Annotated in this window: 28 protein-coding genes; 10 read left to right on the top strand and 18 right to left on the bottom strand. The window is 65.4% G+C overall.

Features of this window, described 5'->3' with window-relative positions; genetic code table 11:
- Position 1 precedes the first annotated feature (1 nt).
- A complete protein-coding gene (locus CS1BSM3_RS06835; RefSeq protein ID WP_072386254.1) occupies positions 2-496 on the top strand; it encodes a P-loop nucleotide/nucleoside kinase family protein in 495 nt (164 codons plus the stop codon).
- Positions 497-644: 148 nt separating this feature from the next.
- Positions 645-1,076: a DUF2721 domain-containing protein gene (locus tag CS1BSM3_RS06830; RefSeq protein WP_072386253.1), complete on the top strand. Its 432-nt coding sequence runs from the start codon at positions 645-647 to the stop codon at positions 1,074-1,076.
- A 27-nt stretch (positions 1,077-1,103) separates the two neighbouring features.
- Here the strand turns inward: CS1BSM3_RS06830 and CS1BSM3_RS06825 are convergent, their stop codons facing one another.
- The 3 genes from CS1BSM3_RS06825 to mbfA form a co-directional block, all read right to left on the bottom strand.
- A complete protein-coding gene (locus tag CS1BSM3_RS06825; protein WP_244540443.1) occupies positions 1,104-2,258 on the bottom strand; it encodes a serine hydrolase domain-containing protein in 1,155 nt (384 codons plus the stop codon).
- 88 nt (positions 2,259-2,346) lie between these two features.
- The gene (nhaD, locus tag CS1BSM3_RS06820; protein ID WP_072386252.1) at positions 2,347-3,729 is read right to left on the bottom strand and encodes a sodium:proton antiporter NhaD; all 1,383 of its coding nucleotides are present in this window, start codon (positions 3,727-3,729) and stop codon (positions 2,347-2,349) included.
- Positions 3,730-3,940: 211 nt separating this feature from the next.
- Positions 3,941-4,933 (bottom strand): iron exporter MbfA, encoded by a 993-nt coding sequence (gene mbfA / locus CS1BSM3_RS06815; protein WP_072386251.1) that lies wholly within the window; start codon positions 4,931-4,933, stop codon positions 3,941-3,943.
- Between the two features lie 236 nt (positions 4,934-5,169).
- Between mbfA and CS1BSM3_RS06810 the strand changes: the two genes are divergently transcribed.
- On the top strand, positions 5,170-6,399 hold the full coding sequence (locus CS1BSM3_RS06810) for an MFS transporter (RefSeq protein WP_072386250.1): 1,230 nt from the start codon (positions 5,170-5,172) through the stop codon (positions 6,397-6,399).
- Here CS1BSM3_RS06810 and msrQ read toward each other — a convergent pair.
- Positions 6,396-7,040: a protein-methionine-sulfoxide reductase heme-binding subunit MsrQ gene (msrQ, locus tag CS1BSM3_RS06805; protein ID WP_072386249.1), complete on the bottom strand. Its 645-nt coding sequence runs from the start codon at positions 7,038-7,040 to the stop codon at positions 6,396-6,398. The two genes, CS1BSM3_RS06810 and msrQ, sit on opposite strands and share 4 nt — an antisense overlap.
- A 2-nt stretch (positions 7,041-7,042) precedes the next feature.
- Positions 7,043-8,002, bottom strand: coding sequence for a protein-methionine-sulfoxide reductase catalytic subunit MsrP (gene msrP, locus CS1BSM3_RS06800; protein ID WP_072386248.1), 960 nt, complete (start codon positions 8,000-8,002; stop codon positions 7,043-7,045).
- Positions 8,003-8,184: 182 nt separating this feature from the next.
- On the opposite strand from msrP, the gene CS1BSM3_RS06795 reads away from it, so the two are divergent.
- Entirely contained in the window at positions 8,185-8,664 is a 480-nt protein-coding gene (locus CS1BSM3_RS06795) for a GFA family protein (protein ID WP_072386247.1), read from the top strand.
- 104 nt (positions 8,665-8,768) lie between these two features.
- Here the strand turns inward: CS1BSM3_RS06795 and CS1BSM3_RS06790 are convergent, their stop codons facing one another.
- Positions 8,769-8,996, bottom strand: a complete 228-nt coding sequence (locus CS1BSM3_RS06790; protein WP_072386246.1) for a hypothetical protein — start codon at positions 8,994-8,996, stop codon at positions 8,769-8,771.
- Positions 8,997-9,144: 148 nt separating this feature from the next.
- Here CS1BSM3_RS06790 and CS1BSM3_RS06785 point away from each other — a divergent pair, with 148 nt between their 5' ends.
- Positions 9,145-9,741, top strand: coding sequence for a sigma-70 family RNA polymerase sigma factor (locus CS1BSM3_RS06785; RefSeq protein ID WP_083528386.1), 597 nt, complete (start codon positions 9,145-9,147; stop codon positions 9,739-9,741).
- Complete coding sequence (locus tag CS1BSM3_RS06780) at positions 9,738-10,385, top strand: NrsF family protein (protein ID WP_072386245.1); 648 nt, start codon at positions 9,738-9,740, stop codon at positions 10,383-10,385. Before CS1BSM3_RS06785 ends, CS1BSM3_RS06780 begins: the two co-directional genes overlap by 4 nt.
- Before the next feature lie 18 nt (positions 10,386-10,403).
- Here the strand turns inward: CS1BSM3_RS06780 and CS1BSM3_RS06775 are convergent, their stop codons facing one another.
- Positions 10,404-11,855: a malonyl-CoA decarboxylase gene (locus tag CS1BSM3_RS06775; protein WP_244540442.1), complete on the bottom strand. Its 1,452-nt coding sequence runs from the start codon at positions 11,853-11,855 to the stop codon at positions 10,404-10,406.
- Positions 11,856-12,054: 199 nt separating this feature from the next.
- On the opposite strand from CS1BSM3_RS06775, the gene CS1BSM3_RS06770 reads away from it, so the two are divergent.
- The 4 genes from CS1BSM3_RS06770 to CS1BSM3_RS06755 all read left to right on the top strand — a co-directional run bounded on the left by CS1BSM3_RS06770 (position 12,055) and on the right by CS1BSM3_RS06755 (position 16,130).
- Complete coding sequence (locus CS1BSM3_RS06770; RefSeq protein WP_072386243.1) at positions 12,055-12,852, top strand: N-acyl homoserine lactonase family protein; 798 nt, start codon at positions 12,055-12,057, stop codon at positions 12,850-12,852.
- Positions 12,853-12,999: 147 nt separating this feature from the next.
- Positions 13,000-14,052 carry a TRAP transporter substrate-binding protein gene (locus CS1BSM3_RS06765; RefSeq protein ID WP_072386242.1) on the top strand — a complete coding sequence of 351 codons (1,053 nt, stop codon included), beginning with the start codon at positions 13,000-13,002 and terminating at the stop codon, positions 14,050-14,052.
- A gap of 183 nt (positions 14,053-14,235) precedes the next feature.
- On the top strand, positions 14,236-14,808 hold the full coding sequence (locus CS1BSM3_RS06760; RefSeq protein WP_174263641.1) for a TRAP transporter small permease: 573 nt from the start codon (positions 14,236-14,238) through the stop codon (positions 14,806-14,808).
- Positions 14,805-16,130, top strand: a complete 1,326-nt coding sequence (locus CS1BSM3_RS06755; protein ID WP_072386241.1) for a TRAP transporter large permease — start codon at positions 14,805-14,807, stop codon at positions 16,128-16,130. The genes CS1BSM3_RS06760 and CS1BSM3_RS06755 overlap by 4 nt, the downstream gene beginning before the upstream one ends.
- A gap of 12 nt (positions 16,131-16,142) precedes the next feature.
- Here CS1BSM3_RS06755 and CS1BSM3_RS06750 read toward each other — a convergent pair whose 3' ends face one another.
- The 11 genes from CS1BSM3_RS06750 to rpmH all read right to left on the bottom strand — a co-directional run bounded on the left by CS1BSM3_RS06750 (position 16,143) and on the right by rpmH (position 26,400).
- Positions 16,143-17,147, bottom strand: coding sequence for an asparaginase (locus CS1BSM3_RS06750; RefSeq protein ID WP_072386240.1), 1,005 nt, complete (start codon positions 17,145-17,147; stop codon positions 16,143-16,145).
- 122 nt (positions 17,148-17,269) lie between these two features.
- Positions 17,270-18,175 carry a cytochrome c oxidase subunit 3 gene (locus CS1BSM3_RS06745; protein ID WP_072386239.1) on the bottom strand — a complete coding sequence of 302 codons (906 nt, stop codon included), beginning with the start codon at positions 18,173-18,175 and terminating at the stop codon, positions 17,270-17,272.
- A gap of 62 nt (positions 18,176-18,237) precedes the next feature.
- Positions 18,238-18,867 carry a cytochrome c oxidase assembly protein gene (locus CS1BSM3_RS06740; protein ID WP_083528379.1) on the bottom strand — a complete coding sequence of 210 codons (630 nt, stop codon included), beginning with the start codon at positions 18,865-18,867 and terminating at the stop codon, positions 18,238-18,240.
- A 65-nt stretch (positions 18,868-18,932) separates the two neighbouring features.
- A complete protein-coding gene (locus CS1BSM3_RS28200; protein ID WP_174263640.1) occupies positions 18,933-19,079 on the bottom strand; it encodes a hypothetical protein in 147 nt (48 codons plus the stop codon).
- 15 nt (positions 19,080-19,094) lie between these two features.
- On the bottom strand, positions 19,095-20,027 hold the full coding sequence (locus CS1BSM3_RS06735; protein WP_072386238.1) for a heme o synthase: 933 nt from the start codon (positions 20,025-20,027) through the stop codon (positions 19,095-19,097).
- Positions 20,028-20,086: 59 nt separating this feature from the next.
- Complete coding sequence (gene ctaD / locus CS1BSM3_RS06730; protein ID WP_072386237.1) at positions 20,087-21,715, bottom strand: cytochrome c oxidase subunit I; 1,629 nt, start codon at positions 21,713-21,715, stop codon at positions 20,087-20,089.
- A gap of 144 nt (positions 21,716-21,859) precedes the next feature.
- Complete coding sequence (gene coxB / locus CS1BSM3_RS06725; protein WP_143149124.1) at positions 21,860-22,714, bottom strand: cytochrome c oxidase subunit II; 855 nt, start codon at positions 22,712-22,714, stop codon at positions 21,860-21,862.
- Positions 22,715-23,099: 385 nt separating this feature from the next.
- Complete coding sequence (gene yihA, locus CS1BSM3_RS06720) at positions 23,100-23,750, bottom strand: ribosome biogenesis GTP-binding protein YihA/YsxC (RefSeq protein ID WP_072386726.1); 651 nt, start codon at positions 23,748-23,750, stop codon at positions 23,100-23,102.
- A complete protein-coding gene (yidC, locus tag CS1BSM3_RS06715) occupies positions 23,747-25,645 on the bottom strand; it encodes a membrane protein insertase YidC (protein ID WP_072386235.1) in 1,899 nt (632 codons plus the stop codon). Before yidC ends, yihA begins: the two co-directional genes overlap by 4 nt.
- 7 nt (positions 25,646-25,652) lie before the next feature.
- The gene (gene rnpA / locus CS1BSM3_RS06710; protein WP_072386234.1) at positions 25,653-26,147 is read right to left on the bottom strand and encodes a ribonuclease P protein component; all 495 of its coding nucleotides are present in this window, start codon (positions 26,145-26,147) and stop codon (positions 25,653-25,655) included.
- Between the two features lie 118 nt (positions 26,148-26,265).
- Entirely contained in the window at positions 26,266-26,400 is a 135-nt protein-coding gene (gene rpmH, locus CS1BSM3_RS06705; protein ID WP_072386233.1) for a 50S ribosomal protein L34, read from the bottom strand.
- Positions 26,401-26,432 lie beyond the last annotated feature (32 nt).

Below are 26,432 nucleotides of genomic sequence, written 5' to 3'. Positions count from 1 at the left end.
GATGCTCATTGCCTTCAGCGGTTTACCAGGAACGGGCAAGACGACGCTCGCGCGTCTCCTGGCAAGCCGGCTCGGCGCGACCTACTTGCGCATAGACACCGTTGAAGACGAACTGTTCAAGCTGGGTGGCGCATCGCTCGTCGAGAGTGGCGCGGGATATTGCGTGGCCTATGCGGTTGCGGAAGATAATCTCCAGCTAGGCAATACGGTCATTGCCGACTCAGTCAATGCGACGGCGATCACGCGGGAAGCGTGGCGGAAGACTGCTGCGGACTCTGGCGTCAGGTTGGTCGAGGTACTCGTGACTTGCACGGACACGAGCATCCACAAAGAGCGGATTGCCGCCCGCGCGCAGGGAACAAGAGCATCTTCCTGGGTCGAAATCTGCGCCAGACCTATGGATGCCGCGCCCGAAGGTGCAATCGTGATCGATACAGCCCTTCGTTCAGCGGAAGAGTGCGTGGCCGCGCTGGAGAATGCGCTCGGGCTCGGTTGAGGCCAGACACGTCCTATCCCCGACGATGAGGTCACGCACGGCTGCGAGTACGGACAACACCCAGGTCCGCAAATGCGGTTTCACTCTTATCGTGCCAGATCGGAATGAGCCGGTATTGCCTGAGTGTGACCGTCCTTGGAGGCTTGAGATGTGGTCCCCCGTACTCACTCTCGATCAGCTTTCGATCGTGATCTCCCAAGCTGCAGCCCCTGCCTTCGTCCTGGGCGCCGTGGTGGCGTTTCTTTCGGTGCTGGTCGGGCATATGAGCCGCATAATCGATCGGTCGCGCATCATCAGCGCCATCCCGGATGAAGACCCGATCAAGGCGCAGCTCAAGGCGACGCTGCCGCTGCTGCAGCTTCGCGCCTCTCTCGTCATGCGGGCCATCTACTGGGCTATCGCAAGCGGTATCGCCACCTGCCTCTTGATGATCGTGGCCTTTGGGAGTGCCTACTTCGGCGTCAGGCACGAGCCCGGAGCCGCGGTACTGTTCGTGCTCTCGCTCGGGCTCTTTACTTTCTCGCTGATCTCATTCGGGCGCGAAGTCAAAGTCGCGATGAACCACTCCGAGGTCCACTGAGGCGCGGCGTGCTCTCAAGAGATGACACTACAGGACGCTGGCGAGGATCACCTCGCGCAGGATGCGCGCCGGCGGAATTCCCTGATCCTGCGCGCCATAGTTGCCGCACGTCATCGCAACGACGAGCTGTAGCGCAGGGATGATGAAGAGCCGCTGGCCGCCCTCGCCTTGCGCCACCCACAAGCGCTCCAGTCGTCCCGGCGCCCATCCCCTCGGCTTTCCGAAGGCAATGTCGAGCACGAACCACTGATAGCCGTAGCGCCGAGCCTCGTCGGTGCTGACCATGGGAGTGATCGAGCGCGCGACCCAGTCGGCGGGGACGATAGCGCGCTCGCCCATCTTGCCGCCATGGAGAATGAGCTGCCCGATGCGTGCGAGATCGCGGGGGGACATTCGCGCGCCGGACGCCGCGAACGGCTCGCCGTCGCGGCCCGTGACCCATTCGGTCGGCCCCATGCCGAGAGGCACGAACAGATTGTCGCGCGCGAACTGGTGCAGTGTCTTGCCGGATCCCTTCGCAATGATGCGCGCGAGGAGTGCCGTCGCACCGCCGCAGTAGGTCCAATAGGCACCCGGCTGAGAGACCACGCGCCGCTCGAGGATATAGCGATACCGGTCTGGAGCATTGTCCATCGCCGTTTCACTGTTGCTCGGATCGGAATAAGGGAGGCTGCTCTCGTCCCAGTCCGTGCCCATGGTCATCGTCAGGACATGATGGATCGTCAGCCGGTCACGGCCTTCCTTGGCAGCGAGATCGGCGTATTCGGGAAATGCCGCGAAGAGCGGCGCTTCGGGCGGCGGGACCAGGCCTTGGTGCAAGGCGATGCCATAGAGCAGGCCGACGATGCTCTTGGAGCACGAACGCAGATCGTGGAGCGTATCGGGGCCGAAAGAGATGCGGCCGATCGCGCCGATGCCGCGCGCGCGATCCTCACCCTCGAAGTACCGCTCCAGCACGAGCCGATCGTTCCTGAGAACGACGAGCCCATGCACATTCCAGATGCGCTTTTCGGCGATGGCCTTGTCGAGCCGCGCCGCAAGGTCGGGGGCAAAGCCCGCGTCCCCTGGCTCGGTGAGCGGCCATGCGCCCGACTGTGCGAGCGATGGCCCGGAGAGCTGGGACAAAGCAGCGGCGCCCATGCTCAACAGCAGTTGTCGACGACCGATGCTTTTCTCGTCCATTTGCCACCGCCGGGTCGCATGGGCACTTCGCAACTATAGTCCGGCGGGAGGCACTTGCGGAGTGCGGCAGCGAGAGCCGGAGGCCGCGCTACATGAGTGCGGCGTTGACCCAGAGATGGGTTGCGATGCTCGCGGCATAGCCGAGCGCTATGGCCCAGGCCCAGCGAAGATGATTGAGGAAGGTGTAGTGGTTGCGGATGAGCCCCATCAGCGCCACGCCTGCCGCAGTCCCGATGGATACGAGACTGCCGCCGACACCCGTGCTGAGCGTGACGAGCATCCACTGGCCGCTCGACATGTCGGGGTTCATGGTAAGCACCGCGAACATCAGCGGGATATTGTCGAACGCCGCGCCCAGAATGCCGATCGCGATGTTGGCGTAGGTCGGTCCGAGATCCACGTACAGATAGTTCGACAGCAGCGCGAGATAGCCGGCAACACCCAGTCCGCCGACGGCGAATATGACGCCGAAGAAGAACAGGAGGGTGTCCCACTCCACGCGACCGATCTCGCGGAAGGCGTCGAATCCAAAGGCTTGATCGTTGCGGCGGCGCGCCTGCCGCTGCAGGAAGTAGCTGTACATCTGCAGGTAGCCGAGGCCCAGCATCATCCCGAGCGCTGGCGGCAGACTGAAAATGCTCTTGAAGGAGACGGCGGTCGCGAGGGTCGCCACAAACAGCCAGATCACGACGGCGCCGCCGGGCTTCAATCGCCTGACTTCGCTGGCCGATGCCGGTGTCCCTTTCGGGACGCGGAAATGCATGAGCGTTGCCGGCACGAGGAAGTTCACGAGCGATGGCAGGAAGAGGTGGAAGAACTCGAGGAACGAGAGCTTGCCCTTTTGCCAGACCATCAGCGAGGTGATGTCGCCGAACGGCGAGAAAACGCCGCCCGCGTTCGCCGCCACGACGATGATGATGCAGCCCATGACGATGAACTGGTAGTTGCCGACACCGACGGCCACGACCACGGCACCCATGACGAGTGCGGTGGTGAGATTGTCGATGATGGGGCCGAAGAGGAATGCAAGCCCGCCGACGAGCCAGAAAAGCTGCCTGTAGGAGAGGCCGAGGCTGAGCAGCCTGCTTCTCAGCGCATCGAAGACGCGACGCTCCTGCATCGTGTTCACATAGGTGATCGCGACCACGAGGAAGAGCATCAACTCCCCGTAGTCGAGGATCACATGCTTGGCGGCAGCCTCCAGTGCGGCGCTCTGGCCCCGCACGGTGTAGACGATGCCGAGGAGAGCCCAGATGAGGCCCGCCGCCAGCATGACGGGCTTCGACTTGCGCAGTTGGATGACTTCCTCGACGGCGACGAAGCCGTAGGCGACGAAGAAGATGAGGAGCATCAGGTAGCCGACCGGATGCTGCGTAAGATTGATCTGGCTGGCCGCCTCTGCGGCGTACAGTGACGAGGGGATGAACGCCAGAAGGGCTGCAATCAAGGCGCACGGCAGCCGATCAAGCATCCTCCTCATCATCCCCCCAATGGCCTAAAAGTGTCGTCTCCATCATCGTTCAATTGCGGAGCCAGCATCAAGAGTGAAGCCTACGTAAAATTACGGATCTGTCGATAAATATTCCGCGGCCGAAGACCGCGTGCGGCGCCAAAAATCGCGTGCACTGCAACAAGCGGCGATGTTCGACCGTGCGCCGGCGCGTATTCTGCCGCGCGACCAGCTACGACGCCCCGATCAATATGCCCGCCGCGAGCACGAGCCCGCCGCCGAGCACGACCTGGAAGGTGGCGCGGCCGAAAGGCGTCTCCATGTAGCGGTTCTGGATCCACACGATGGCCCAGAGCTCGATGAAGACGACGACGAGCGCGATTGCCGTCGCCAGCCAAAAATCGGGAATGAGATAAGGCAGCGCGTGCCCGAGGCCGCCGATCGTGGTCATTACGCCGGAGGCAATGCCGCGCTTCCAGGGTGAGCCGCGACCCGAGAGCTTGCCGTCGTCGTGGGCCGCTTCGGTGAAGCCCATGGAGATGCCGGCGCCGACCGACGCCGAGAGGCCGACGAGGAAGGTCGTCCATGGGTTCTGCGTCGCGAAGGCGGTCGCAAAGATCGGGGCGAGCGTCGAGACCGAGCCGTCCATGAGACCGGCGAGGCCGGGCTGGATCCAGGTGAGCAGGAACTGGCGGCGCGCGGCGAAGTCCTCCTCCTCGCGCGCGCCGTCGCCGAGATGCTTCTCCTCGAGCTTGTCGGCCTTGGCCTGATGGCCGGCCTCGGCGGCGGCGAGGTCGCCGAGCAGTTCCCGGGTGTCGGCATCGGTCGAGCGGCCGGCGGCGGCGATGTAGAAGTCGTGTGCCTGCCGCTCCATGTCGGTGGCCTCGTTCCGGATGGTGTCGAGGTCGAGATTGGCGACGAGCCAGACGGGGCGGCGCGTGTAGTAGCCGGCGACGTGCTCGCGGCGGATGGGCACGATGAAATCGCCGAAGCGGCGCTTGTAGACCTCGATCAGGCGGCGGCGGTGCTGGTTCTCCTCGGCCGCCATGTCGTCGAAAATGCCGGCGCTTGCCGGGAACTGGGCGCGGAGCTTCTCGGCATAGGCAGCGTAGATCTGGCCGTCCTCCTCCTCCGAGGAGATGGCGAGGGCCAGGATCTCCTGCTCGGTGAGGTCATCAAAGCGACGCTTGCCGGTGGCAGAGACGAGGGAGAGGCGGGTCAGCACGTTGGCACGATCCAGATTAGAACTAATCTAAAGTGGATCGTGCGTACCCTGCCGCGAGGAGCCCGTCAAGCACCGCGGATGGACATCTGCCCCGAGCTTGAAGTGCATACCAAGCCCGCCTAGGGTCAGCGCCGGAAACGCCTGCTGACATACCTCAACAATAAGCGGTCAACGCCTCCCCGATGCCCTCCGACGAGCGGCCCTCATTTCCCCATCGCCGGGGTCTGATCATCGTGATGACATTGGCGACGGCCTACGTCGCCAGTCATTTCTTCCGCGCGTCCAACGTCACCATCGGCCTCGATCTGATGCGCGATCTGGCCATCGGGCCGGAGGCGCTCGGCGGGCTCACGGGGGCATTCTTCTTCGGCTTCGCGGCCATGCAGATCCCCTGCGGCTTCTTCTTCGACCGCTTCGGACCGCGCCGCACCGTGACGGGGATGCTCGTCCTCGCGACGATCGGCGGCATCGTGTTCACGCTCGCGCCGACGTGGCCGATCCTGCTCACAGGCCGCACGCTCATGGGCGCGGGCTTCGGCGTCATGCTGATCGGCAGCATGGTGGTGATCTCGCGCTGGTTCCCGCCGGACCGCTTCTCGACGCTGACGGCCATGGTCCTCTCCATCGGCCTCGTCGGCAATCTCGTCGCGACCACGCCGCTCGCCTGGGCCTCCGAGGCCGTCGGGTGGCGCTCGGTGTTTGCCGCGGCTGTCCTCTTCACGGCGCTCGCGACCATCGCTGTCTGGATCGTGGTGCGCGATGCCCCGCCCGGCCATCCTTTCCTCGCGCGCACGCCCGAGCCGTCGCGCGAGATGCTGCAAGGTCTCATCGAGGTCCTGCGCAACCCGCGTCTCAAGTTCATCCTGGCGCTCAATTTCTGCCACTACGCCTGCACGTTCACCGTGCAGGGCCTGTGGGGTGGTCCGTACCTGCGCGAGGTGCATGGGCTCAGCGCGATCGAGGCCGGCAATGTGCTGTTCGCGGCCGTCATTGCCTATCAGGCGGGGATGCTGTTCTTCGGGCCGCTGGATCGCGTGCTGGATACGCGCAAGCGGATTGCGATCGGCGGCACGCTCGTGATGATCTCGATCCTCGCGCTCCTGGCAGTGCCGACGCGTCTGCCGGCCTGGGTGGCGATCGCGGCCATGATTGCCGTCGGCTTTTTCAGTGCCTGCAGCACGATGGTCATGACCCATGGCCGCGGCATCATTCCGGACCGGCTGATCGGGCGCGGCATGGCGACGATCAACACGTCCGTCATGTTCGGCGTGGCCTGCATGCAGACGCTTTCGGGCATCGTCGTCGGGGCTTTCGAGCCGCTGGCTGACGGCGCGCGCAGTGGCACGGCCTATCGTGCGCTGTTCGGTGTGCTCGCCGTTGTGCTGACCGTCGCGCTGGCCGTCTACAGCCGCTCGGAGGACGTGAAGCCGAGCGACCAGATGCGCGCAGTGAAACAGGAAGGCTAGTTGGTGGCGGTCCTGCGCTGCGGGCGCGGACGCAGGGACCACGCCACGCGGAAGAGCAGGAGCGCCGCGACGAGGGCCGCATAGATGAGCGGCTCGAGCGGCCAGACTTTCACGAGCATGATGAAGTGCAGCGCAGCAGCGGCCGCCGCCAGATACACGAGGCGGTGGAGTTTGCGCCAGTTGGCCCCGAGCCTGCGGATCATCGGGCCATTGGAGGTTATGGCGAGTGGCACCAGCACCGTGAAGGCCAGCATCCCCACGGTAATGTACGGCCGCTTGATGATGTCGGCGATGATCGCATTGAGATCGAGCCCCTTGTCGATCAGCATGTACGTCGTGAGGTGGAGCGACGCGTAGTAGAACGCGAGCAGGCCGAGCGCGCGCCGGTAGCGGATGAGATTGGGGCCGCCGAGCTGGCGCAGCGGCGTGATGGCGAGGCTCGCAATCAGGAAGCGCAGTGCCCACAGACCGAGCGCGCGCTCGAGGATGTTCTGCGGATCGGCGCCGAGCTGATCGGTCACCCCCCAATAGAAGTACAACGCGGCTGGCATCATGCCGGTGATGTAGAGCGCGCGCCGCACGGGATCGGCGCCGAGAACGGTGCGCGAAAGGGAGCCTTTCTGAATGGAGAGCGCTGTCATTCTCAATAATACTTCTTGAGGTCCATGCCCGTGTACAGGCTTGCCACCTGATCGCCATATCCGTTGAAGGGCAGCGTCGGATGACGCTTGGCAAAGAGCCCGCCGAGGCCGCCGCCCGAGGCGCCGATGCGCCGCTCGGTGGCCTGGCTCCAGCGCGGATGATCAACGGCTGGATTGACGTTCGAGTAGAAGCCGTACTCGCGCGGGTTCTGCAAGCTCCAGGAAGTCTTCGGCTCCTTCTCGGTGAGCGAGATGCGCACGACCGACTTGATGCTCTTGAAGCCGTACTTCCATGGGACGACGAGGCGGATCGGCGCGCCGTTCTGCTTGGGCAGCGTCTCGCCGTAGAGGCCGACGGCGAGGATGGTCAGCGGATGCATGGCCTCGTCGAGGCGCAGGCCTTCGACATACGGCCAGGGCAGCGGTTGGAAGAAACCCTTCTGAGCCGGCATCTCGGCGGGACGTACGAGCGTCTCGAAGGCGACGTACTTCGCGCTGCCCTGCGGCTCGATGCGCGCGAGCACGCTCGCGAGCGGGACGCCGATCCATGGAATGACCATGGACCATCCCTCGACGCAGCGCATACGGTAGATGCGCTCCTCCAGCGCAATGCTCTTGATCAGGTCGTCGAGATCGTAGTCGGCCGGCTTGTTGACGAGCCCGTCGACCTTCACCTTCCACGGCTTGGTCGTGAGTGTGTGCGCATTCTTCGAGGGATCGTCCTTGTCGGTGCCGAACTCGTAGAAGTTGTTGTAGGTCGTGACATCCTTGAGCGGAGTCAGCGTCTCGTCCGTCGAGAGCGGGCTCTTGATGGCAGAGAGCGGCATCGCGAATGCGCTGGCCGGAAGGGCTGCGGCCATGCCGAGCGCCGCGGCGCCGTACATGAATTCGCGCCGCCTCATATAGGCGGACTGATCGGTAATCTCCGACGGACGGATGTCAGTTGACTTTCGGATCAGCATGGCCGGAACCTTCCTCCGAGAGTTGTCCATCGAGGCATACGGTGAGCCGTGCCCTTCGGGAAGAGGGGTAGGGGGAGCATAACACGCTGTTGATGCAGTGTGACGGCTGGCGGCGCGCACCCGCTCTCGAGGCCGACTTGGGGAGCTTGGTCATTCCGACAAAGCAATGAGGAATCATCCCGATGCCCGATCAGGAGCACGTTTACGAGGGTGGCTGCACGTGCCGCACCGTGCGTTATCGCATGATCAGCCGGCCGCTCTTCGTCCACTGCTGCCACTGTACGTGGTGCCAGCGTGAGACCGGGGCCTCGTTCGCGCTCAATGCCATGATCGAAGCGGATCGCGTCGAGCTGCTGTCGGGCGAACCCGAGGTCGTGCTCACGCCGTCGAACAGCGGCAGGGGCCAGAAGATCACGCGCTGCCCGACGTGTCGCATCGCCGTCTGGAGCAACTACGCGGGCGCAGGCGACAAGTTCCGCTTCGTGCGCGTCGGCACGCTCGACGAGCCCGCGCGCCTGCCGCCCGACGTGCACATCTTCACGGCCTCGAAGCAGCCCTGGGTGGTCATTCCCGAGGGCGCGCCGGCCTACGAGATCTTCTACAAGCGCGAAGAGCTCTGGCCGGCGGAAGCGATCGCGCGGCGTGCTGCCCAGATCGGTTGATGGATGCAATTTGTTTTCTCACCAGGATTGAGGCGGCATCTGACGACTTGAGCTTGTGCGCTCCGGGGGGCGAAGCGGATGCCCGGCCCGGAGCGCACCGCTGCTCATTTCATCTTCTTCATGTCGTCGGTTTTCTTGGAGTCGGCTTTCATCGACCCCGACTTCATGCCGCCGTCCGACTTCTTCATGCCGTCCGACTTCATGGTGTCGGATTTCATTTCGCCCGGCTTCATCATGTCCTTCTTCATGGCATCTTGCGCCTCTGCAGAGGCGAGGGAGCCTACGGATAACGCGGCGGCCAGAAGCGTGATGCGCACGATGGTCTTGGGCATGGCCTTTTCATCCTCCTGAGGTGTCTGTCGGGCGGCCGCGCTGTGCAGCTCCGATGCAGAGGAATTCGCAGCGAGACGGCCCGCGGTTACACGCCATCACGGCCTTGTGATGCGGAATTGCCCCGCTCTTTCGCCGATAAGCGAAGTGATGAAGCCGGTCGCACTTGGCGCGGCGGATCGAACCTGGAGCGTGGCGGCCCTGCAGCAGCTCGAAGAACGTTTGCGATCCCTGATGATCAGCGCGTTGGCGGGCCACGAGCAACCGTATCGCCAGCTCCTGATGGATATTGCCAACCGGTTGCGCATCTACTTCAGCCGGCGCCTTGGGCGCGAGAATGCCGACGTCGAGGATCTTGTGCAGGAAACCCTGCTCGCCATACATCAACGGCGCTTCACGTACGACATCGGCCGGCCGTTCACTGCGTGGCTGCACGCCATCGCGCGCTACAAACTGATCGACCATCGTCGCCGGAGCAACTCGGCGGTCTCCATCCCCATCGACGACATGGATGAGCTGTTCGTGTCCGATGCGTCGGAAGCGGCTGCGGCGCGCGTCGACGTCGAGCAATTGCTCGATGAGTTGCCCTCGCAGGCGCGCGGTTACATTCGCGCCGTCAAGATCGACGGCAAGTCCATATCCGAGGTCTCGACGAGCCACGGGGTGTCGGAGTCAGCGGTCAAAGTCGCCATTCACCGCGGGATAAAGACGCTCGCGCTGCGCCTGAAGGGGACGGACACGCCGTGACCACGACGCCCCAGCTTATCGACTCGCTTGCAGGCGGCCTGAAGCCGGCACCGCATGGTTTTGTCGCGCGATGCCTTGGCCTCGGCGTCGCGTTTGGCGCGTCGATCGCGATCGCGGCGATGCTTCTCGCCTGGGGCTTGCGCCCCGACATCCTGCGCGCGGTTGCCTCGTCGTCGTTCTGGCTGAAGCTCGCCTATACGGGTGGCCTTGCGCTGCTCGGCTTCGTCTCGATTTCGCGCCTGTCACGGCCGGATGGTCGTGTGCCGCCGATGGTGTGGCTCGGATTGGCGCTGGTGATGCTCGCCATGGCGGCGCTGGCTGCCGCCGAGCTCTGGCGTGCGCCCGCGAGTGAATATCGCGCGCTGGTGATGGGATCGACATCCGCCGCCTGCCCGTGGCTCATCGCGATCCTCGCGATCCCGACTGTCGGCGGCATCTTCTGGGCTCTGCATCGATTGGCGCCGACGCAGCTTACGCTTGCAGGCGCGGCCGCAGGGCTGACGGCGGGCGCCACTGCGGCGTTCATCTATGCGTTCTCGTGCGACGAGAGCGCGCTGCCCTTCGTTCTCATCTGGTACGGCATTGGCATGGCGGTGCCGACCGCAATCGGCGCATGGCTCGGACGCTTCGCGCTGCGGTGGTGAGCCGCAGCGCGCAGGAGCTTACGCTTCCTTGTCGGATGCCGGGCTTTTGACGGGCGGCTCCGTTTCTGGAGTGCGCTCGCGGAGCGGCAAGGCGAGGAGCGTCTTCGGCGCCGGGATCTTGGTCTTGGGGCGCGGCGGTATCTTGGTGAGCTGGCGTACGGCGCGGGAGGCCGCAACCTCGCCCTCGTTGGCATAGGCCTCGTGATTGCGCTCGATCTCCTTGAGATCATAGCGGTAGTTCACCATGAGGCCGTGCGCCTCGCGCAGGCCCTTCTCCGAGACGTCGCCGAGCCAGTTGATGCGGTCGAGCCGGGCGCCATTGCCGAGATGGAACCGCGCCACCGGATCGACGGGCCGCCCATCGGCGGCGCGCGCGAACAGGAAGTAGTGCGCGGCAAGGCCGAGGAGGCACGTGCGCAGGGCCTCGGCCTCTTCCTCGTCCTCGATCCAGGCGAGGTTTCTGAGCCCGTGAAGGGCCTCGCGATCGGCGTCGCTGACGAGCCCCTCCTGGTCATCGGCCAGCACGCGATCGAGCCAGCGCGCGAATGTCGGCACGGGCGAGAGCGTGACGAAGGTCTTGAGCTGCGGCTGCTCGCGCGCGAGCTCCTCGACGACCTGCTTGATGAGGAAGTTGCCGAAGGAAATGCCCTTGAGCCCTTCCTGGCAGTTCGAGATCGAGTAGAAGACCGCGGTCGTCGGCGGCGGCATGGGATTGCCGTTCTTGCGCGCCTCGCCGAGCACGGAGTGGATGCTCGAGGGGCTGTCACCCATGAGCGCGACCTCGACGAAGATCAGCGGCTCGTCGACGAGCGAAGGATGGAAGAAGCCGAAGCAGCGCCGGTCGGCGGGATCGAGACGGCGGCGCAGGTCGTCGAAGCCTTTGATCTCGTGCACGGCCTCGTACTGGATGAGTTTTTCCAGGATGGCCGCGGGCGTCTGCCAGTCGATGCGCTTCAGCACGAGGAAGCCGCGGTTGAACCACGACTGCAGCAGATGCATGAGGTCGGAGTCGAGCGTGGCGAGCGAGGGCTCCGATTTGGGCATGCGGAGGAGGTCGCGGCGCATGGCCACGATCTCGGCGGTCGCGCCGGGGGCGAGGTTCAGGCGGCGGAAAAACTCCTGGCGCGGGCTCTCGACAGCCTGCTGCAGAGCCTTGAGCGACGCGTCACCGGGGGCCGCGACATAGGCGGCTGCGGCCTGCTCGACCTTGTGCTCGTCGGGTTTGATGTGCTCGACGAGGTAGCGGAAGAAGGCGCGCCGGTGATCCGGGTCCAGCTTGCGATAATCGTCGAGGATGCGCCGCGCGATGGCGACGCCCGAGGCTTCGCCGCGCCCGGACATGAGGGCGGCCGACAGCGCGGTGATGTCCTCGTCGGGGCCATCGCCCATGAGCGCGCGCGGCAGGTACTGGCGGCCCTGCTCGGCGACGGCGCTGAGCAGCTCCTGGAGGAACGAGACGTTGACGGGCACGCTTAGCAACCTCGCTGGCTTGTGAGACCCGCTGCGCGGATCGGGTTTAGCTCAATTATGCCGCAAGGAGCGTTGCGGTTCCATGACCCAGCATGACGGTATTGCGGATGGCAGTTTTTCTCGACGGACGCCCGCGGGCACGCCATTCTGCCGCCCAATCAGAAGCACGTCCAACGACACCCCCCAAGGAGGAGCCGCGATGTCCGAGACTTATGAAATCCTGGCAGTGAAGTACGGCGCCATGATGAACCGCACGCGCGCCGACAACTTCGTGCACCCGGACGACCACGCGGCCCCGATGCCGATCGACTATTTCGTGTTCGTGCTGCGCAACAAGAACCGCACGATCCTGATCGATACCGGCTTCGACCACAAGGAGGCGGCGCCGCGCGGCCGCAAGATCGACCTCGAGCCGCGCGAGGCGCTCCAGCGCATCGGCATCGACGCAGAGAACCTCGATACCTGCATCGTGACGCATCTGCACTACGACCACGCCGGCACGCTCCACCATTTCCCGAAAGCGCGCTTCCATCTCCAGGAGGCGGAGATGGCCTACGCGACGGGGCGCTGTATGTGCGATCACGCCATGCGCCACCCTTTCACGCTCGATCACGTCTGCCAGATGGTGAAAAACGTCTATTCGGGCCGCGTCCAGTTCCACGATGGGGATGGCGAGGTCGCGCCGGGCGTGACCGTCCACCACATGCCGGGCCACAGCAAGGGCATCCAGGCGATCCGCGTGATGACCGACCACGGGCCGGTCATGCTCGCCTCCGACGTCGTGCATTTCTACGAGAACATCGAGCGGCGCATGCCCTTCTTCATCAGCGTCGACATCGAGGCGACGCTCAGGAGCTACGATCGCCTGGAGCAGATGGCCGGTGGGCTCAAGAACGTCATTCCGGGCCACGATCCGCTGATCCTCAAGCGCTATCCGGCCTGGAAGCCGGAGACGGCGGGGACCGTGCACAAGCTCGATGCCCCGCGGATCGGGTAGGCCTTGCAGCGCAGCATGGCCACTGGCCTGAGTTTTTTGGCGACTAATCCGGTCGGGTAATTGCCCGTGCGTGCGGGCCGGCATAGTTTGGCGTCCGAGGAAACATCAGGCCAGGGGCCAATCTGGTCGATACAAGGGGAGGAGCTGATGAGGTCGCGATTGGGTTTGCATCTTGGATTGGCGGCGCTGACGCTGGCGGCGGCGCTGTCGGCATGGCCCGTGGTCAGTGCGGCGCAGGACGTGACGCTGCGCATCCACCACTTCCTGCCGGCGCCTGCGCCCGTGCCGAAGAACTTCATCACGCCCTGGGCCGAGAAGGTGACCAAGGAAGCGGGTGGCAAGCTCAAGGTCGAGATCTATCCGTCGATGCAACTCGGCGGGCGGCCGCCGGCGCTGATCGATCAGGCGCGCGATGGCGTCGTCGATATCGTGTGGACCCTGACCGGGTACACGCCGGGCCGCTTCCCGGGATCGGAGGTCTTCGAGCTGCCGTTCATGCCGGCGAGCGGCGAGGCGACGAGCCAGGCAGCGTGGGAGTTCTACGAGAAGTACCTCAAGAAGGAGCTCGATAGCGTCCACATCGTCGCTGTCCATGTGCATGGGCCGGGGCTGCTGCACGTCAAGGGCAACGGCGTGACCAAGCTCGAGGACATGAAGGGGCTGAAGCTGCGCGGGCCGACGCGACAGGCGACGGCACTGATCTCCGCGCTCGGCGCGACGCCGGTCGGCATGCCGGTGCCGGCCATGCCCGAGGCCCTCTCCAAGGGCGTGATCGACGGCACCGTCATTCCCTGGGAAGTGACGACGCCCCTCAAGGTCGCCCAGCTCGTACAGTCGCACACGAACTTCACGGGAAGCCGCGGCCTCTACACGAGCTTCTTCCTCTTCGCGATGAACAAGGCGAAGTACGACGGTCTCCCCGCCGACATCAAGAAGGTGATCGATGCCAACAGCGGCCTTGCGACCTCGAAGTGGGTCGGCCGGGTCATGGATGAAGGCGACGCGCCCGGCATCGAGGCCGCGAAGGCCGCCGGCAACAAGATGATCACGCTGGATGCCGCCGAAACGGCACGCTGGAAGGCGGCGGCGGCACCGATCACAGAAGCCTGGGTCAAGGAGATGACCGAGAAGGGGCTTCCGGCCGCGGCCATGCTGAAGGACGCGCGCGCCATGATCGCCAAGTACGCCGGCGCCGAGTGAGCGGCGGAGCGGTGACCAGTAGACTTTTGCCCGATTGATCCGCGGCGGGGAATGAGAGCCATGCTCTCGTTTCTCGTGCGCCGGGAGAGGGTTAGGCTGAGGGGCGGCCGGGCGGCGCTGACGCTCGAGACCGCCCTCATCCCAATCCTCTCTCCATACGAGTGGGGAGAGGGGGGAAAGGCCGTGTCAGAGACACAGAACGTACAGCGCTCGGGGATTGCGCCTGCCGCGGAAGCGGCCGTGGGCCGTGTCGTCGGCGGCCTTGCGAAATTACTGGCCATCGTGGGCGGCATCCTGCTCGTCGCGCTCGCGGTGATGTCGGTCGTGTCGATCGTCGGCCGCGCCTTCTCGCGCCTGGGGCTCGGACCCGTGCCGGGCGACTTCGAGCTGATCGAAGCCGGCTGTGCCGTTGCCATCTTCGCCTTTCTGCCCTGGTGCCAGTTCCGCCAAGGGCATGTGACGGTCGATCTTCTCGGATCGTATCTGCCGCCGCGGCCCTGGGCGTTTCTCGCCGTCGCCGGCAACATCGCCATGAGCATCATCGCCGCGGTCGTGGCCTGGCAGCTCTGGCTCGGCTTCCGCGACAAGCTCGCCTATGGCGAGACGAGCATGATCCTCCAGATGCCGATCTGGTGGGGTTATGCCGCGGGCGTGGTCGGGGCGATCGTTTTCGTGGCCACCTGCTTCTACACGGTCTGGCGAAGCCTCAACGAGGCCATTGCCGGCAAGACGATGGCGTCGGAGGCGCACCTATGAGCGGCGCGGCTCTCGCAGCGACAGCCTTCGCCATAGCGCTCGGCGCCATGTTCCTCAGGATGCCGATCGGCGCCGCGATGCTGCTGACCGGCGTCTGCGGCACCTGGATCATCACCGGCTCGATGGTGCCGGCGCTCTCCGCGCTCAAGACACTGACGTACGACACGTTCTCGAGCCACTCGCTCTCGATCATCCCGCTCTTCCTGCTCATGGGGCAGTTCGCGACGCGCTCGGGGCTGTCCGAGTCGCTCTTCCGCGCGGCAGCAGATTGGGTCGGCCATCGCCGCGGCGGGCTCGCCATGGCGGCGGTCGGTGCCTGTGCGGGCTTCGGCTCCGTGTGCGGCTCCTCGCTGGCGACTGCGGCGACCATGGGGCAGGTGGCCCTGCCGGCGCTGCGCAAGAGTGGTTATTCCGGCGCGTTGTCTACGGGCGTGCTCGCAGCGGGCGGTACGCTCGGCATTCTCATTCCGCCCTCGATCGTCCTCGTCGTCTATGCGGTGCTGACCGAGCAGAACATCGTGAAGATGTTCATGGCGGCGCTGATCCCGGGCATTCTTGCGGCGATCGGCTACGTCATCACCGTATCGATCTATATCCGCGTCGTTCCGGGATCGGCAGGAGAGCTCGCGCCGCGCAAATCCATGGCCGAGCGCTGGCAGTCATTGCAGGGCGTGTGGCCGGTCGCGCTGATCTTCGCGCTGGTGATCGGCGGGATTTATGTCGGCTGGTTCACGCCGACGGAGGGAGCTGCGGTCGGCGCCGTCGCGACGGGGCTCTATGCGCTCGGTACGGGGCGCCTCGACTGGTCGACATTCTCGGCCTGCGTGCTCGAGACGGCGGTCGCCTCGGCGATGATCTATTTCATCATCCTCGGTGCGGCGACCTTCAATACCTTCCTCGCCCTGACGCAGCTTCCGCAGGCCGCGGCCGACTGGGCAAAAGTGTCGGGCCTCTCACCGCTCGCGATCCTGACCTTGATCCTGATCGTCTACATCATCCTCGGCTGCGTCATGGACTCGCTCTCCATGATGCTGCTGACGATCCCCGTGTTCTTCCCCGTGGTGATGGCTCTAGACTATGGTCTCAATCCCGAGGAGACGGCCATCTGGTTCGGCATTCTCGTGCTGATCGTCGTCGAGGTCGGGCTCATCACGCCGCCCGTGGGGCTCAATCTCTTCATCATTAATTCGATGGCGGCGGGTGTGCGGCTGAGCGAGACCTACAGGGGCGCGCTCCCCTTCGTCATCAGCGACATGGTCCGCACGACCATCCTCGTGATGTTCCCTGTCATCACCTTGTGGCTCGTCCGCGTCGGGTTCTGATCGCGGCTGCGCTCAATACGTGGCGAAGATCTCGCGGAGACGCGCGGGATCGCTCGTCCTCGTAAGCGCAAGCGCGAGCAGGATGCGCGCCTTCTGCGGGGTGAGATTGTCGGCCGAAATCAGGCCCGCCTCGCGCATGGGCCGCGAGGCAAAGGCGCGGCCCGAGCCGACACGGGTCGCCAGTACGACCACGACGCCCGCGGCGATCGCCTCCTTGTAGGCGGCAAGCTCCGTCGGGACGAGCATTCCTGGCGCGAAGGAAGCGGCAATGATGCCCTTGGCGCCGGCAGCCACGAAGGCGCGCGTCGCGGTGCCGTCGTCGCCCGTATACGAGTAAGCGATGTCGACGCGCGGCAGCGCATCGAGCCCGCGGATGTCGAACTCCGTGTTCGGCGCGACGCGGCGGATCGGGCGACGGTAAAAGGAAATGCGGTCGCCGTCCGCATGGCCGAGCGCGCCGAAGTCGGGGCTGCGGAACGTCTGGAGGCGGCCGGTGGAGGTCTTGGTGACCTCGCGGGCGGCCTGGATCTCGTCATTGAGCAGAACGAGCACGCCGAGGCCGCGCGCCTCGGGGTTCGCCGCAGTGCGGATCGCGTTGACGAGGTTGAGGCCGGCATCCGACGAAAGCGCGCTCGACGGGCGTTGCGCGCCGACAACCACGATGGGCACCTCGACCTTGGCCGTGAGCGAGAGGGCATAGGCCGTCTCTTCGAGCGTGGCCGTGCCGTGCAGGATGACGATGCCCGCAAGGCCGGGATGGTCGGCGACGGCCTTTTCGGCCGCGAGCACGAGGGCCTTCCATTCGGGGAAGTAGATGGCCGGCGAGGGTACGGCCTTGAAGCGGATGGAGATGACCTCGGCGACCTCGTTGACTTCGGGGTAGCGCGCGACGAGCTGATCGGCCTCGAGCATGGTGCCCGAATTGCCGTACTCGATGAGATCGAGGGAGCCGAGGCTGCTCATGGCGGTGATGGTGCCGCCCGTCCCGATGACGGCGACCTTGGGTTTCGCGCTCATGATGCTCCCTCGACCTGAACAGCTCGCTGAATGAAAACGGGGCGGACATCTCTGTCCGCCCCGATCTTCGATCGTTCAGTGGCGGCTGTGAAGAGGCCCGCCACCTGAATTCGATGGACGCCTCAGTGAGCGGCCGGCACGCCCGCCGCCCAGACGTAGATGCAGGCGAAGAGGAAGAGCCAGACCACGTCGACGAAGTGCCAGTACCAGGCCGCGGCTTCGAAGCCGAAGTGCTGCTTCGGCGTGAAGTCGCCGCTCAGCGCCCGGATGAGGCAGACGGCGAGGAAGATCGTGCCGATGATCACGTGCGCGCCGTGGAAGCCGGTCGCCATGAAGAAGGTCGCGCCGTAGATGTGGCCGTGGAAGTTGAATGCGGCGTGGCCGTACTCGTAGGCCTGCAGGACCGTGAAGAAGATGCCGAGGATGACGGTCAGCGTCAGGCCCCAGATGAGGCCCTTGCGGTTGTTCTCGAGGAGCGCGTGGTGCGCCCAGGTGACCGTCGTGCCCGAGAGGAGCAGCACGAGCGTGTTGACGAGCGGCAGCCCCCAGGGATCGAACGTCGCGTGGAAATTGTCCGAGGGCTTGGGCGGCCACACGCCGCCGGTCAGCGCATTGCGATCGACCATGCCGATCACCTGGTCGCTGTTCGGCAGTGTGTGCACGGCGGCCGGGAACAGCGCGGCATCGAAGAACGCCCAGAACCAGGCGACGAAGAACATGACCTCCGAGGCAATGAACATGATCATGCCGTAGCGGAGATGGATGCGCACGACCGGCGTGTGGTCGCCCGCGTGCGCCTCCTTGATCACGTCCCGCCACCACATGAACATGGTGTAGAGGACGCCCATGACGCCGATGCCGAAGAGCCAGGAGCCCCTCATGCCGAACACGCCGGCGCCACCGCCCATGGACTTCATCCAGACGATGAGGCCAACGGCGAGAACGAAGGCGGACGCCGAGCCGACAATCGGCCAGGGGCTCGGATTTAGGAGATGGTAGTCATGATGCTTGGCGTGGGCGTCGGCCATTCCGTTGAGCTCCCTTGTCCCCGTCTCGTCCTGTCGCGCGCGCTGGTGCGGCGCTCAAATCCTCAAGTCCCCTGCCCCGGCTTGGCCGGCGCGGTCTTTTCCTTCGGCGCGGCGGCGGAGGCTGCCGGCTTCCTCACTTCGTAGAACGTGTACGACAGCGTGATCGTCGTCAGGCGCGAGGCGTCCGCGTCCTTGATGATCTCCGGGTCGACGAAATAGCTGACCGGCATTTCCAAGGATTCGCCGGGCTCGAGGCGCTGCTCGGTGAAGCAGAAGCAGGCGAGCTTGTTGAAGTAGATGCCGGCCTGCTCGGGGGCGACGTTATAGGTCGCGCTGCCGACGATCGGCCGGTCCGAGGTGTTCGTGACGCGGTAGAAGGCGAGGCCGTTCTCGCCAATGGGGAGCGTCTGCGGCCCGGAGACGGGCGCGAACTCCCAAGGGAGGCCGCCGCCGACATTGGCGTCGAAGCGCACGGTCATGGAGCGGGTGAGCGTGGTGTTGGCCGGGCGCTCGGCGCGCTGAGTGGTGCCGCCATAGCCCGTCACGCGACAGAAGAGATCGTAGAGCGGAACGGACGCATAGGCGAGACCGAGCATACAGGCGACCACGCCTGCGCAGATGACCGCGACACGGCGATTGCGCGCGCCCATGGCGGCAGCAACATCGTCCGGCCTGTCGTGCATCGTGCTCATAGCGCTTCCGTTCAACTCCGTATCGTGCGGCGCGTGCCGCGTTCGCTTCCGTTTACTGCCGGCGCTCAGAGCGGCCGGTTCATGACGTTGCCGCCGAGACGCACCAGCGTCGCGACGTAGAACAGCAGCACGAGTGCCGCGAGAGCGAGCCCGATGGCTATCGAGCGCATCCGCTGACGGCGCTTGGCCTCCTGCTCATCATGCCCTTCCACTTCCGCTCCCTATGCTCAGTTCATGAGACCCGCTGCGAGGCGCTCGACGAGCAGCACCGCGAACAGGCCGAAGAGATAGAGGATCGAAAACCCGAACAGCCGCTTGGCGATCTGAATGCGCTTGGCTTCCTCGTCGGCGCGCCAGAGGGCGAGCGCCAGGCTGAGGAAGATCGCGCCGAGGACCGTCGAAATGATGCCATAGGCGATGCCGCCGAGGCCGATGAAGGCCGGCGCGACGGCCAGCGGCACGAGCAGCGCCGAATAGATCACGATCTGGCGCCGCGTCTCCTTCTCGCCGGCGACGACCGGCAGCATCGGCACGCCCGCGCGCTCGTAGTCACCGGCGCGGAAGAGCGCGAGCGCCCAGAAGTGCGGCGGCGTCCACATGAAGATGATCGCGAACATCAGAATGCTCTCGATGCTGATGCCACCGGTAACGGCGGCCCAGCCGATCATCGGCGGGAAGGCGCCGGCGGCGCCGCCGATGACGATGTTCTGCGGCGTGCGGCGCTTGAGCCACATCGTGTAGACGATGACGTAGAAGGCGATCGTGAGGGCGAGCAGCGCGCCCGCCACCCAGTTCACGAGCACGCCGAGCGTCAGCACCGAGCCAATCGACAGCACCATGCCGAAGCTGAAGGCTTCCTCGGGCGTCACGCGGCCGCGCGGGATGGGGCGGCCAACCGTGCGGGCCATGCAGGCGTCGATGTCGGCGTCGTACCACATGTTGAGCGCGCCCGAGGCACCCGCACCGACGGCAATCGCGAGGAGCGCAATTGCCGCGAGCGCAGGATGGAGCGGGCCCGGCGCGACGACGAGGCCGACGAGCGCCGTGAAGATCACCAGCGACATCACGCGCGGCTTCATGAGGGCGATGAAATCGCCGACAGTCCCGCCTGGAGCCTCGGAAAGGCTCTCGCGCGTGTATGGGACGGTCACATCGCTCATGATTGCCAGGGTCTCTCAAGTTTGGATGCCGCCCGCGGGCGGCATCCGGGAGTTGGGTCTCAGTGGTGGTCCGTGGCCTTGATCCGCGGCAGCGTCTCGAAGCTGTGGAAGGCCGGCGGCGAGCTCAGCGTCCACTCGAGCGTGGTCGCGCCTTCGCCCCAGGGGTTGTCGCCCGCCTTCTTGCGCAGCACGAAGTAGGCGTGAAGCATTCCGAGGATGAAGATCAGCGTCGCGACGGCGGTCATGTACGAGCCGTACGACGAGATGCGGTTCCAGTCGGCGAAGGCGTCCGGGTAGTCCACGTAGCGGCGCGGCATGCCGGCGAGGCCGAGGAAGTGCTGCGGGAAGAAGAGCACGTTGGCACCGATGAAGGTGAGCCAGAAGTGCACCTTCGCGATGGTCTCGTTGTACATGTAGCCGCTCATCTTCGGGAACCAGTAGTACCAGCCCGCGAAGATCGCGAAGACGGCGCCGAGCGACAGCACGTAGTGGAAGTGCGCGACGACGTAGTAGGTGTCGTGGAGCGCGCGATCCACGCCTGCGTTGGCGAGCATGACGCCGGTGACGCCGCCGACCGTGAAGAGGAAGATGAAGCCGAGCGCCCACATCATCGGCACCGTGAAGCGGATCGAGCCGCCCCACATGGTGGCAATCCAGGAGAAGATCTTCACGCCGGTCGGCACGGCGATGACCATCGTCGCGAAGACGAAGTAGGCCTGCGTGTTGACGCCCATGCCGGACGTATACATGTGGTGCGCCCACACGACGAAGCCGACGAGGCCGATCGCGACCATGGCGTAGGCCATGCCGAGATAGCCGAACACGGGCTTACGCGAGAAGGTCGAGACGATCTGGCTGACCATGCCGAAGCCCGGGAGGATGAGGATGTACACCTCGGGATGGCCGAAGAACCAGAAGAGATGCTGGTAGAGCAGCGGGTCGCCACCGCCGGCGGCTGCGAAGAACGTCGTGCCGAAATTGCGGTCCGTCAGCAGCATGGTGATCGCGCCGGCGAGCACGGGGAGCGACAGCAGCAGCAGGAAGGCCGTGATCAGCACCGACCACACGAACAGCGGCATCTTGTGCAGGGTCATGCCCGGCGCGCGCATGTTGAAGATCGTGGTGATGAAGTTGATCGCGCCGAGGATCGAGGAAGCACCGGCGATGTGCAGTGAGAGGATCGCGAAATCCACGGCCGGGCCGGGATGGCCGGAGGTCGAGAGCGGAGCATAGACCGTCCAGCCGGCGCCGACGCCGTTGCCGCCGGCGGGACCCTCGACGAACATCGAGAGCAGCAGCAGCGTGAAGGCGACGGGCAGCAGCCAGAAGGAGATGTTGTTCATGCGCGGGAAGGCCATGTCCGGCGCGCCGATCATGAGCGGCACGAACCAGTTGCCGAACCCGCCGATCATCGCCGGCATCACCATAAAGAACACCATGATGAGGCCGTGGCCCGTGACGAACACATTGAACATGTGCGGATCGGCGAACCACTGCATACCCGGCTCTTGCAACTCGAGCCGCATCATCACCGAGAGGAAGCCGCCGATGATGCCCGCCATGATGGCGAACAGCAGGTACAGCGTGCCGATGTCCTTGTGGTTGGTGGAGAAGAGCCAGCGATTGAAAAAGGTCGGCGTATCGTGGTGATCGTCTTGGCCGTGCGCCTCGTGTGCCTTGGTCGCCATCTCTGCTTCACCCCAGCTTGATCGTTCTCGTTCTTGCGTTCCGCCGGCTGCGGGAAGGGACTAAGCCTTGCTCCTTGTGCTTTGCCGGCAGCGGCTGCAGTGCAGCCGGTCAACTCCTCGTCTCGGCGCGCTCGCGGCGCGGCGTCAGCGTGACGCCGCGTCGGCCACCTTTGCTCCGGCCTGGGCCAGTGCAGTGCGCTCCTGGATCTCGCGGACCTTGTTGCGGTCACGTGCCTTCACGGCGGCGACCCACTCGTTGAAGACGGCGTCGTTCACGACGCGGACCGCGATCGGCATGAACGCATGGTCCTTGCCGCACAGCTCCGAGCACTGGCCGTAATAGACGCCTTCCTTGCGGGCCTTGAACCAGGTGGCGGTGATGCGGCCCGGCACGGCGTCGACCTTGGAGCCGAAGGAGGGAATGGTCCAGTTGTGGATCACGTCGCTCGCGGTCACCAGCACGTGCACGACCTTGTTGACCGGAACGAAGACCTCGTTGTTCACGGCCAGAAGGCGCGGCGCCGGGATGCCCTTCGCGATCAGCGCCTGGCGCTCCTGGTCATTGAGCATGACCGAGGTGAAGCTGAAATTGCCGTGGTCGGGGTAGCTGTGCGTCCAGTTCCACTGGTTCCCCGTCGCTTTGATCGTCAGATCGGGCTTCGGGTAGTCGTACTGGGCATAGAGGAGCTTGAACGAGGGAACCGCGATCACGAGCAGGATCAGGACCGGAATGACGGTCCACGCCACCTCGAGGAGCTGATTGTGCGTCGTGCTCGAGGGCGTCGGGTTCCGCTTCTCGCTGAATTTGTACATCACGTAGATCATCAGCACGAGCACGAAGGCCGCGATGCCGATGATGATCGGGTTCACGAGAACGTCGTGAAACCAATGGATCGCATCTGCGATCGGGGTGACGGGCGCCTGCAGGCCCATCTGCCAGTGCATGGGCTGTCCCGTCGTCTGCGCCAATGCGCTCGTCGCGCCCCCTGCGAGCGCCATCCCCGACGCCACGCTGCCGGCCCGTGCTGCGAGCTTGGCCGCCCACCCGAAGCCGCCTCGACCGTTCATCATTCCCGTCTGCTCCCAGCCTCGCCCGGGCGCCGTGCCCCGGCCCGGTTCGCCCTCAATCCGACAAAGTCGTCGCCCGTCGGACCACGTTATAGCCGCACCTTGGAAGGTCTCAAGGGTGCAAACTAGCGCAGCAGCCAGAGCGGTGCACCAATTTGCACGGAATTCCGCCAGCGCACTTTGCGCAGGCCTCGCCGAGGGCGAGCGACGCACGCATTCCGTGCACCGTCCTTACCCAGTGCCGAAGCCCGAAGCGAGCATTGGCATGTGCCGCGCCGCTGCGGCATATCGCGGCACGCGCGAGGAAACGCGGGGTTCAGGCGCGTCTGTGCAGGACGACGGCGGCGACCGCGGCGCGCAGCTCTGCGAGCCCGCGCTTTTTTTCCGACGAGGTGGCCAGCACGTTGGGCATGGCGGCAGGATGCGCCGTGATCTCTTTCTGCGTTGCAGCAATCACGTGCTCGAGGGCTTTCGGGGTCAGCTTGTCCGCCTTCGTCAGCACGATCTGGTAGGAGACGGCGGCCTCATCGAGCAGTTTCATGATCTCGCGGTCGACGGGCTTCAGGCCGTGGCGTGCGTCGATGAGGAGAAATGTCCGGCCGAGATTCGGGCGGCCGCGCAGGTAGTCGCGCACGAGGACCGTCCAGGCCTCCACCATGTCCTTGGGGGCCTTGGCATAGCCGTAACCCGGCATATCGACGAGGTAGAAGGGCGGCTCGGGGCGCTCGGGGCCGAAGTAGTTCAAGGATTGCGTGCGGCCGGGCGTATTCGAGGCACGTGCGAGGCCGTGCTGGTCGACGAGGGCATTGATGAGCGTCGACTTGCCGACATTCGAGCGGCCCGCAAACGCAACCTCGGGCCGGTCGGCCTCCGGCAGGAACTCCAGCGAGGGGACGCTCTTCAGGAAGATCCAGTGACCGCGGAAGAGGCGGTCACCGGCTTCGTCGTCGGCGTTCGCGGCGGTCACTTCTTGTCGTTGGCGGCGCGGCGGGCCGCCAGCCATTTCTCGACGCCGAGGTTCTTCCAGAGATGCACCTCGGTGTTGTTCTTGCGCATGATCGCGTACTGCTGGAGCAGCGAGAGCACGTTGTTCCAGGCCCAGTAGATCACGAGACCGGCCGGGAAGGACGCGAGCAGGAACGTGAAGAGCACCGGCATCCAGTTGAAGATGCGCTGCTGGATGGGGTCGGGCTGCTGCGGGTTCAACTGCATCTGGACCCACATCGTCATGCCCATGATGATCGGCCAGGCGCCGACATGGAGGAACTGGGGCACGGCGTAAGGCAGCAGGCCGAACAGATTGAAGAGCGAGGTCGGATCGGGCGACGAGAGATCCTTGATCCAGCCGTAGAAGGGCGCGTGACGCATGTCGATCGTCACGAACAGCACCTTGTAGAGCGCGAAGAACACCGGGATCTGGAGCACGATCGGCAAGCAGCCCGCGAGCGGGTTGATCTTCTCTTTCTTGTAGAGCCCCATCAGCTCCTGCTGCTGCTTGGCGCGGTCATCCTTGTAGCGCTCGCGCAGCTTCTCCATCTCCGGCTGGAGATTCTTCATCTTCGCCATGGACTCGTAGGACTTGTTGGCGAGCGGGAAGAACACCGCCTTCACAAGCACGGTGGTGGCGAGAATGGCCATGCCGAAGTTGGCCGAGATGCCGATGCTCGCGAACCAGCCAGCGAGCCAGTGGATGAGATGGAAGAGCGGCTTCGTGATGAAGTAGAACCAGCCCCAGTCGACCAGCAGGTCGAACTTCTTGATCTTGAGGGCCTCGCTGTAGCTGTCGATCAGATTGACCTGCTTGGCGCCGGCAAAGAGATGGCCCTCGGCCGCGGCCGTCGCGCCGGGCGCGACTGTGATGGATGAGGCGAGGTAGTCGGTCTGGAAGGCCTCGCGCTGGCCGGGGCTCCCGGGGATGCCGAGGAAGCTCGCGCGATACTCGCCCGTCTGGCTCGGGACGACGGCTGCGGCCCAGTACTTGTCGGTGATGCCGAGCCAGCCGCCGGTCGCCTTGTCGATGGTCTTGCTGCCGCCTTCCTTGAGCACGTCGGCGTACTTGATCTCCTGCAGACCGTGGTCGCCGATGACGCCGATCAGGCCTTCATGGAGGATGTAGAAGCCCTCGAGCTTGGGTGTGCCGACGCGGTAGATGCGGGCATAGGGAAAGAGCGACTGGGATGTCTGCGACTTGTTCTCGACCTCGTCGCGGACCGTGAACATGTAGTCGTTGTCGACGGAGATCGTCCGGCGGAAGGTGAGGCCCTCGCCGTTGTCCCAGGTGAGGCGGGGGGGGGTGGCGGGCGTGAGGGGGCCGGTCGTCTCGGCGGTCCACACGGTATCGCGGGCCGGAAGCTTCGCCGTGCTGCCGCCGGCTGCAACCCAGCCGTGCTCGGCGAAATAAGCGTTCGGCGCATCAGCCGGCGAGAACAGGACGACATGCGGGCTCGTCGGGTCGACCTGCTCGCGGTACTTCACGAGCACGAGGTCGTCGATGCGTCCGCCCTTCAGCGAGATCGAGCCTGTGAGGCTCGGCGTGGCGATGGTGACGCGGGGCGAGGACTTGATCGCCGTCTCGCGTGTGTGGACGGCGCCGGCGGGCGCTGCGGCGCCCGGCACGGCGCTCGGCGCGCCTGGTGCGGCGCCCGGTGCCGCCACCGGCGGGCTGCCCGGGGTGGCGGCCGGCTGGCCAGGGGCCTGCGTACCCGGCGCCTGCTGTGTCTGCTCCTGCTGCTGGCGCGCGAGGCGATCGCGCTCCTGCTGCATCTTCGGGCCGGCGTAGTAGAACTGCCAGAAGAGCAGCACGCCGATCGACAGCACGATCGCGAGCAGGAGGTTCTTCTGGTTGTCGTCGTGCTGCATCATCGGGTCATCAGCCTTCGCTTGCGGGGCCCGGGCGCCCGGCCCGGCCGCGCGTCGTTTGGGAGCGGGCGCCGGCGCGCGTGTCGCCCCGTGCGGGGCGCGTTCCGGCAGCCGTCGGCGCATGCAGTGCCGCGAACGCCGCGACGAGATCCTTCTCGAGCGCGGCAAAGGGCCTGGACGCCGCTGCTTCCCGCGCTATCAGCACATAGTCGCAGCCGGTGCGGGCCTGGCTCGGCGCGACGAGCCGCACGGCCTCTCGAAGGCGGCGGCGAATGCGGTTGCGGACGACGGCATTCCCGAGCTTTTTGGTGGCCGTGAAGCCGAAGCGCGCGGGGCCTTCGCCTTCCCGCTGCTGCCCGGCTGTCTCGGCCCCCATCTCGGCCCTCATGGGTCGATCGCTCCCGGAACGTGTCCGCATCTCGATGACGAAAGCCGGGGTGGACCATCGTCGTCCGCCACGAACTCGGAGGAACTCTGCGCGTCGCTTCAGTGTCGCGATGGCCATCTGCTGCGTCCGATCACCGAACGACCGGGAAGTGCCGCAACATGCTCACCTGCGGCAGCCGCGCAGTCCGGCGCGTCGCGGCAGTTGTCCCGCTGGCTCGGCGCGGTTCCGGCCCGCCTTAAGCCGACAGGCGCTTGCGACCCTTGGCGCGACGCCGCGCAATGACGTTACGGCCGCCGACGGTCGCCATGCGGGCGCGGAAGCCGTGCCGACGCTTGCGCACGAGCTTGCTCGGCTGATAGGTCCGCTTCACGATACGTTCTCCATTCTCGCTTCGGCGGCCGC

The organism is Hyphomicrobium sp. CS1BSMeth3, assembly GCF_900117415.1.
Lineage (GTDB): Bacteria > Pseudomonadota > Alphaproteobacteria > Rhizobiales > Hyphomicrobiaceae.
This window is presented reverse-complemented; position numbering and strand designations above follow the sequence as displayed.

Excerpts from the sequence above, each read along its gene's own strand:
- msrP (WP_072386248.1), bottom strand. The coding sequence starts at position 8,002 with ATGCTGATCCGAAAGTCAACTGACATCCGTCCGTCGGAGATTACCGAT.
- CS1BSM3_RS06755 (WP_072386241.1), top strand. The coding sequence starts at position 14,805 with ATGAGCGGCGCGGCTCTCGCAGCGACAGCCTTCGCCATAGCGCTCGGC.
- yidC (WP_072386235.1), bottom strand. The coding sequence starts at position 25,645 with ATGATGCAGCACGACGACAACCAGAAGAACCTCCTGCTCGCGATCGTG.
- CS1BSM3_RS06750 (WP_072386240.1), bottom strand. The coding sequence starts at position 17,147 with ATGAGCGCGAAACCCAAGGTCGCCGTCATCGGGACGGGCGGCACCATC.
- CS1BSM3_RS06765 (WP_072386242.1), top strand. The coding sequence starts at position 13,000 with ATGAGGTCGCGATTGGGTTTGCATCTTGGATTGGCGGCGCTGACGCTG.
- CS1BSM3_RS06745 (WP_072386239.1), bottom strand. The coding sequence starts at position 18,175 with ATGGCCGACGCCCACGCCAAGCATCATGACTACCATCTCCTAAATCCG.
- CS1BSM3_RS06835 (WP_072386254.1), top strand. The coding sequence starts at position 2 with ATGCTCATTGCCTTCAGCGGTTTACCAGGAACGGGCAAGACGACGCTC.
- CS1BSM3_RS06825 (WP_244540443.1), bottom strand. The coding sequence starts at position 2,258 with ATGGACGAGAAAAGCATCGGTCGTCGACAACTGCTGTTGAGCATGGGC.
- CS1BSM3_RS06735 (WP_072386238.1), bottom strand. The coding sequence starts at position 20,027 with ATGAGCGATGTGACCGTCCCATACACGCGCGAGAGCCTTTCCGAGGCT.
- nhaD (WP_072386252.1), bottom strand. The coding sequence starts at position 3,729 with ATGCTTGATCGGCTGCCGTGCGCCTTGATTGCAGCCCTTCTGGCGTTC.
- coxB (WP_143149124.1), bottom strand. The coding sequence starts at position 22,714 with ATGGCGCTCGCAGGGGGCGCGACGAGCGCATTGGCGCAGACGACGGGA.
- CS1BSM3_RS06770 (WP_072386243.1), top strand. The coding sequence starts at position 12,055 with ATGTCCGAGACTTATGAAATCCTGGCAGTGAAGTACGGCGCCATGATG.
- CS1BSM3_RS06795 (WP_072386247.1), top strand. The coding sequence starts at position 8,185 with ATGCCCGATCAGGAGCACGTTTACGAGGGTGGCTGCACGTGCCGCACC.
- CS1BSM3_RS06810 (WP_072386250.1), top strand. The coding sequence starts at position 5,170 with ATGACATTGGCGACGGCCTACGTCGCCAGTCATTTCTTCCGCGCGTCC.
- ctaD (WP_072386237.1), bottom strand. The coding sequence starts at position 21,715 with ATGGCGACCAAGGCACACGAGGCGCACGGCCAAGACGATCACCACGAT.
- CS1BSM3_RS06740 (WP_083528379.1), bottom strand. The coding sequence starts at position 18,867 with ATGAGCACGATGCACGACAGGCCGGACGATGTTGCTGCCGCCATGGGC.
- msrQ (WP_072386249.1), bottom strand. The coding sequence starts at position 7,040 with ATGACAGCGCTCTCCATTCAGAAAGGCTCCCTTTCGCGCACCGTTCTC.
- CS1BSM3_RS06790 (WP_072386246.1), bottom strand. The coding sequence starts at position 8,996 with ATGCCCAAGACCATCGTGCGCATCACGCTTCTGGCCGCCGCGTTATCC.
- CS1BSM3_RS06830 (WP_072386253.1), top strand. The coding sequence starts at position 645 with ATGTGGTCCCCCGTACTCACTCTCGATCAGCTTTCGATCGTGATCTCC.
- rnpA (WP_072386234.1), bottom strand. The coding sequence starts at position 26,147 with ATGGCCATCGCGACACTGAAGCGACGCGCAGAGTTCCTCCGAGTTCGT.
- CS1BSM3_RS06785 (WP_083528386.1), top strand. The coding sequence starts at position 9,145 with ATGAAGCCGGTCGCACTTGGCGCGGCGGATCGAACCTGGAGCGTGGCG.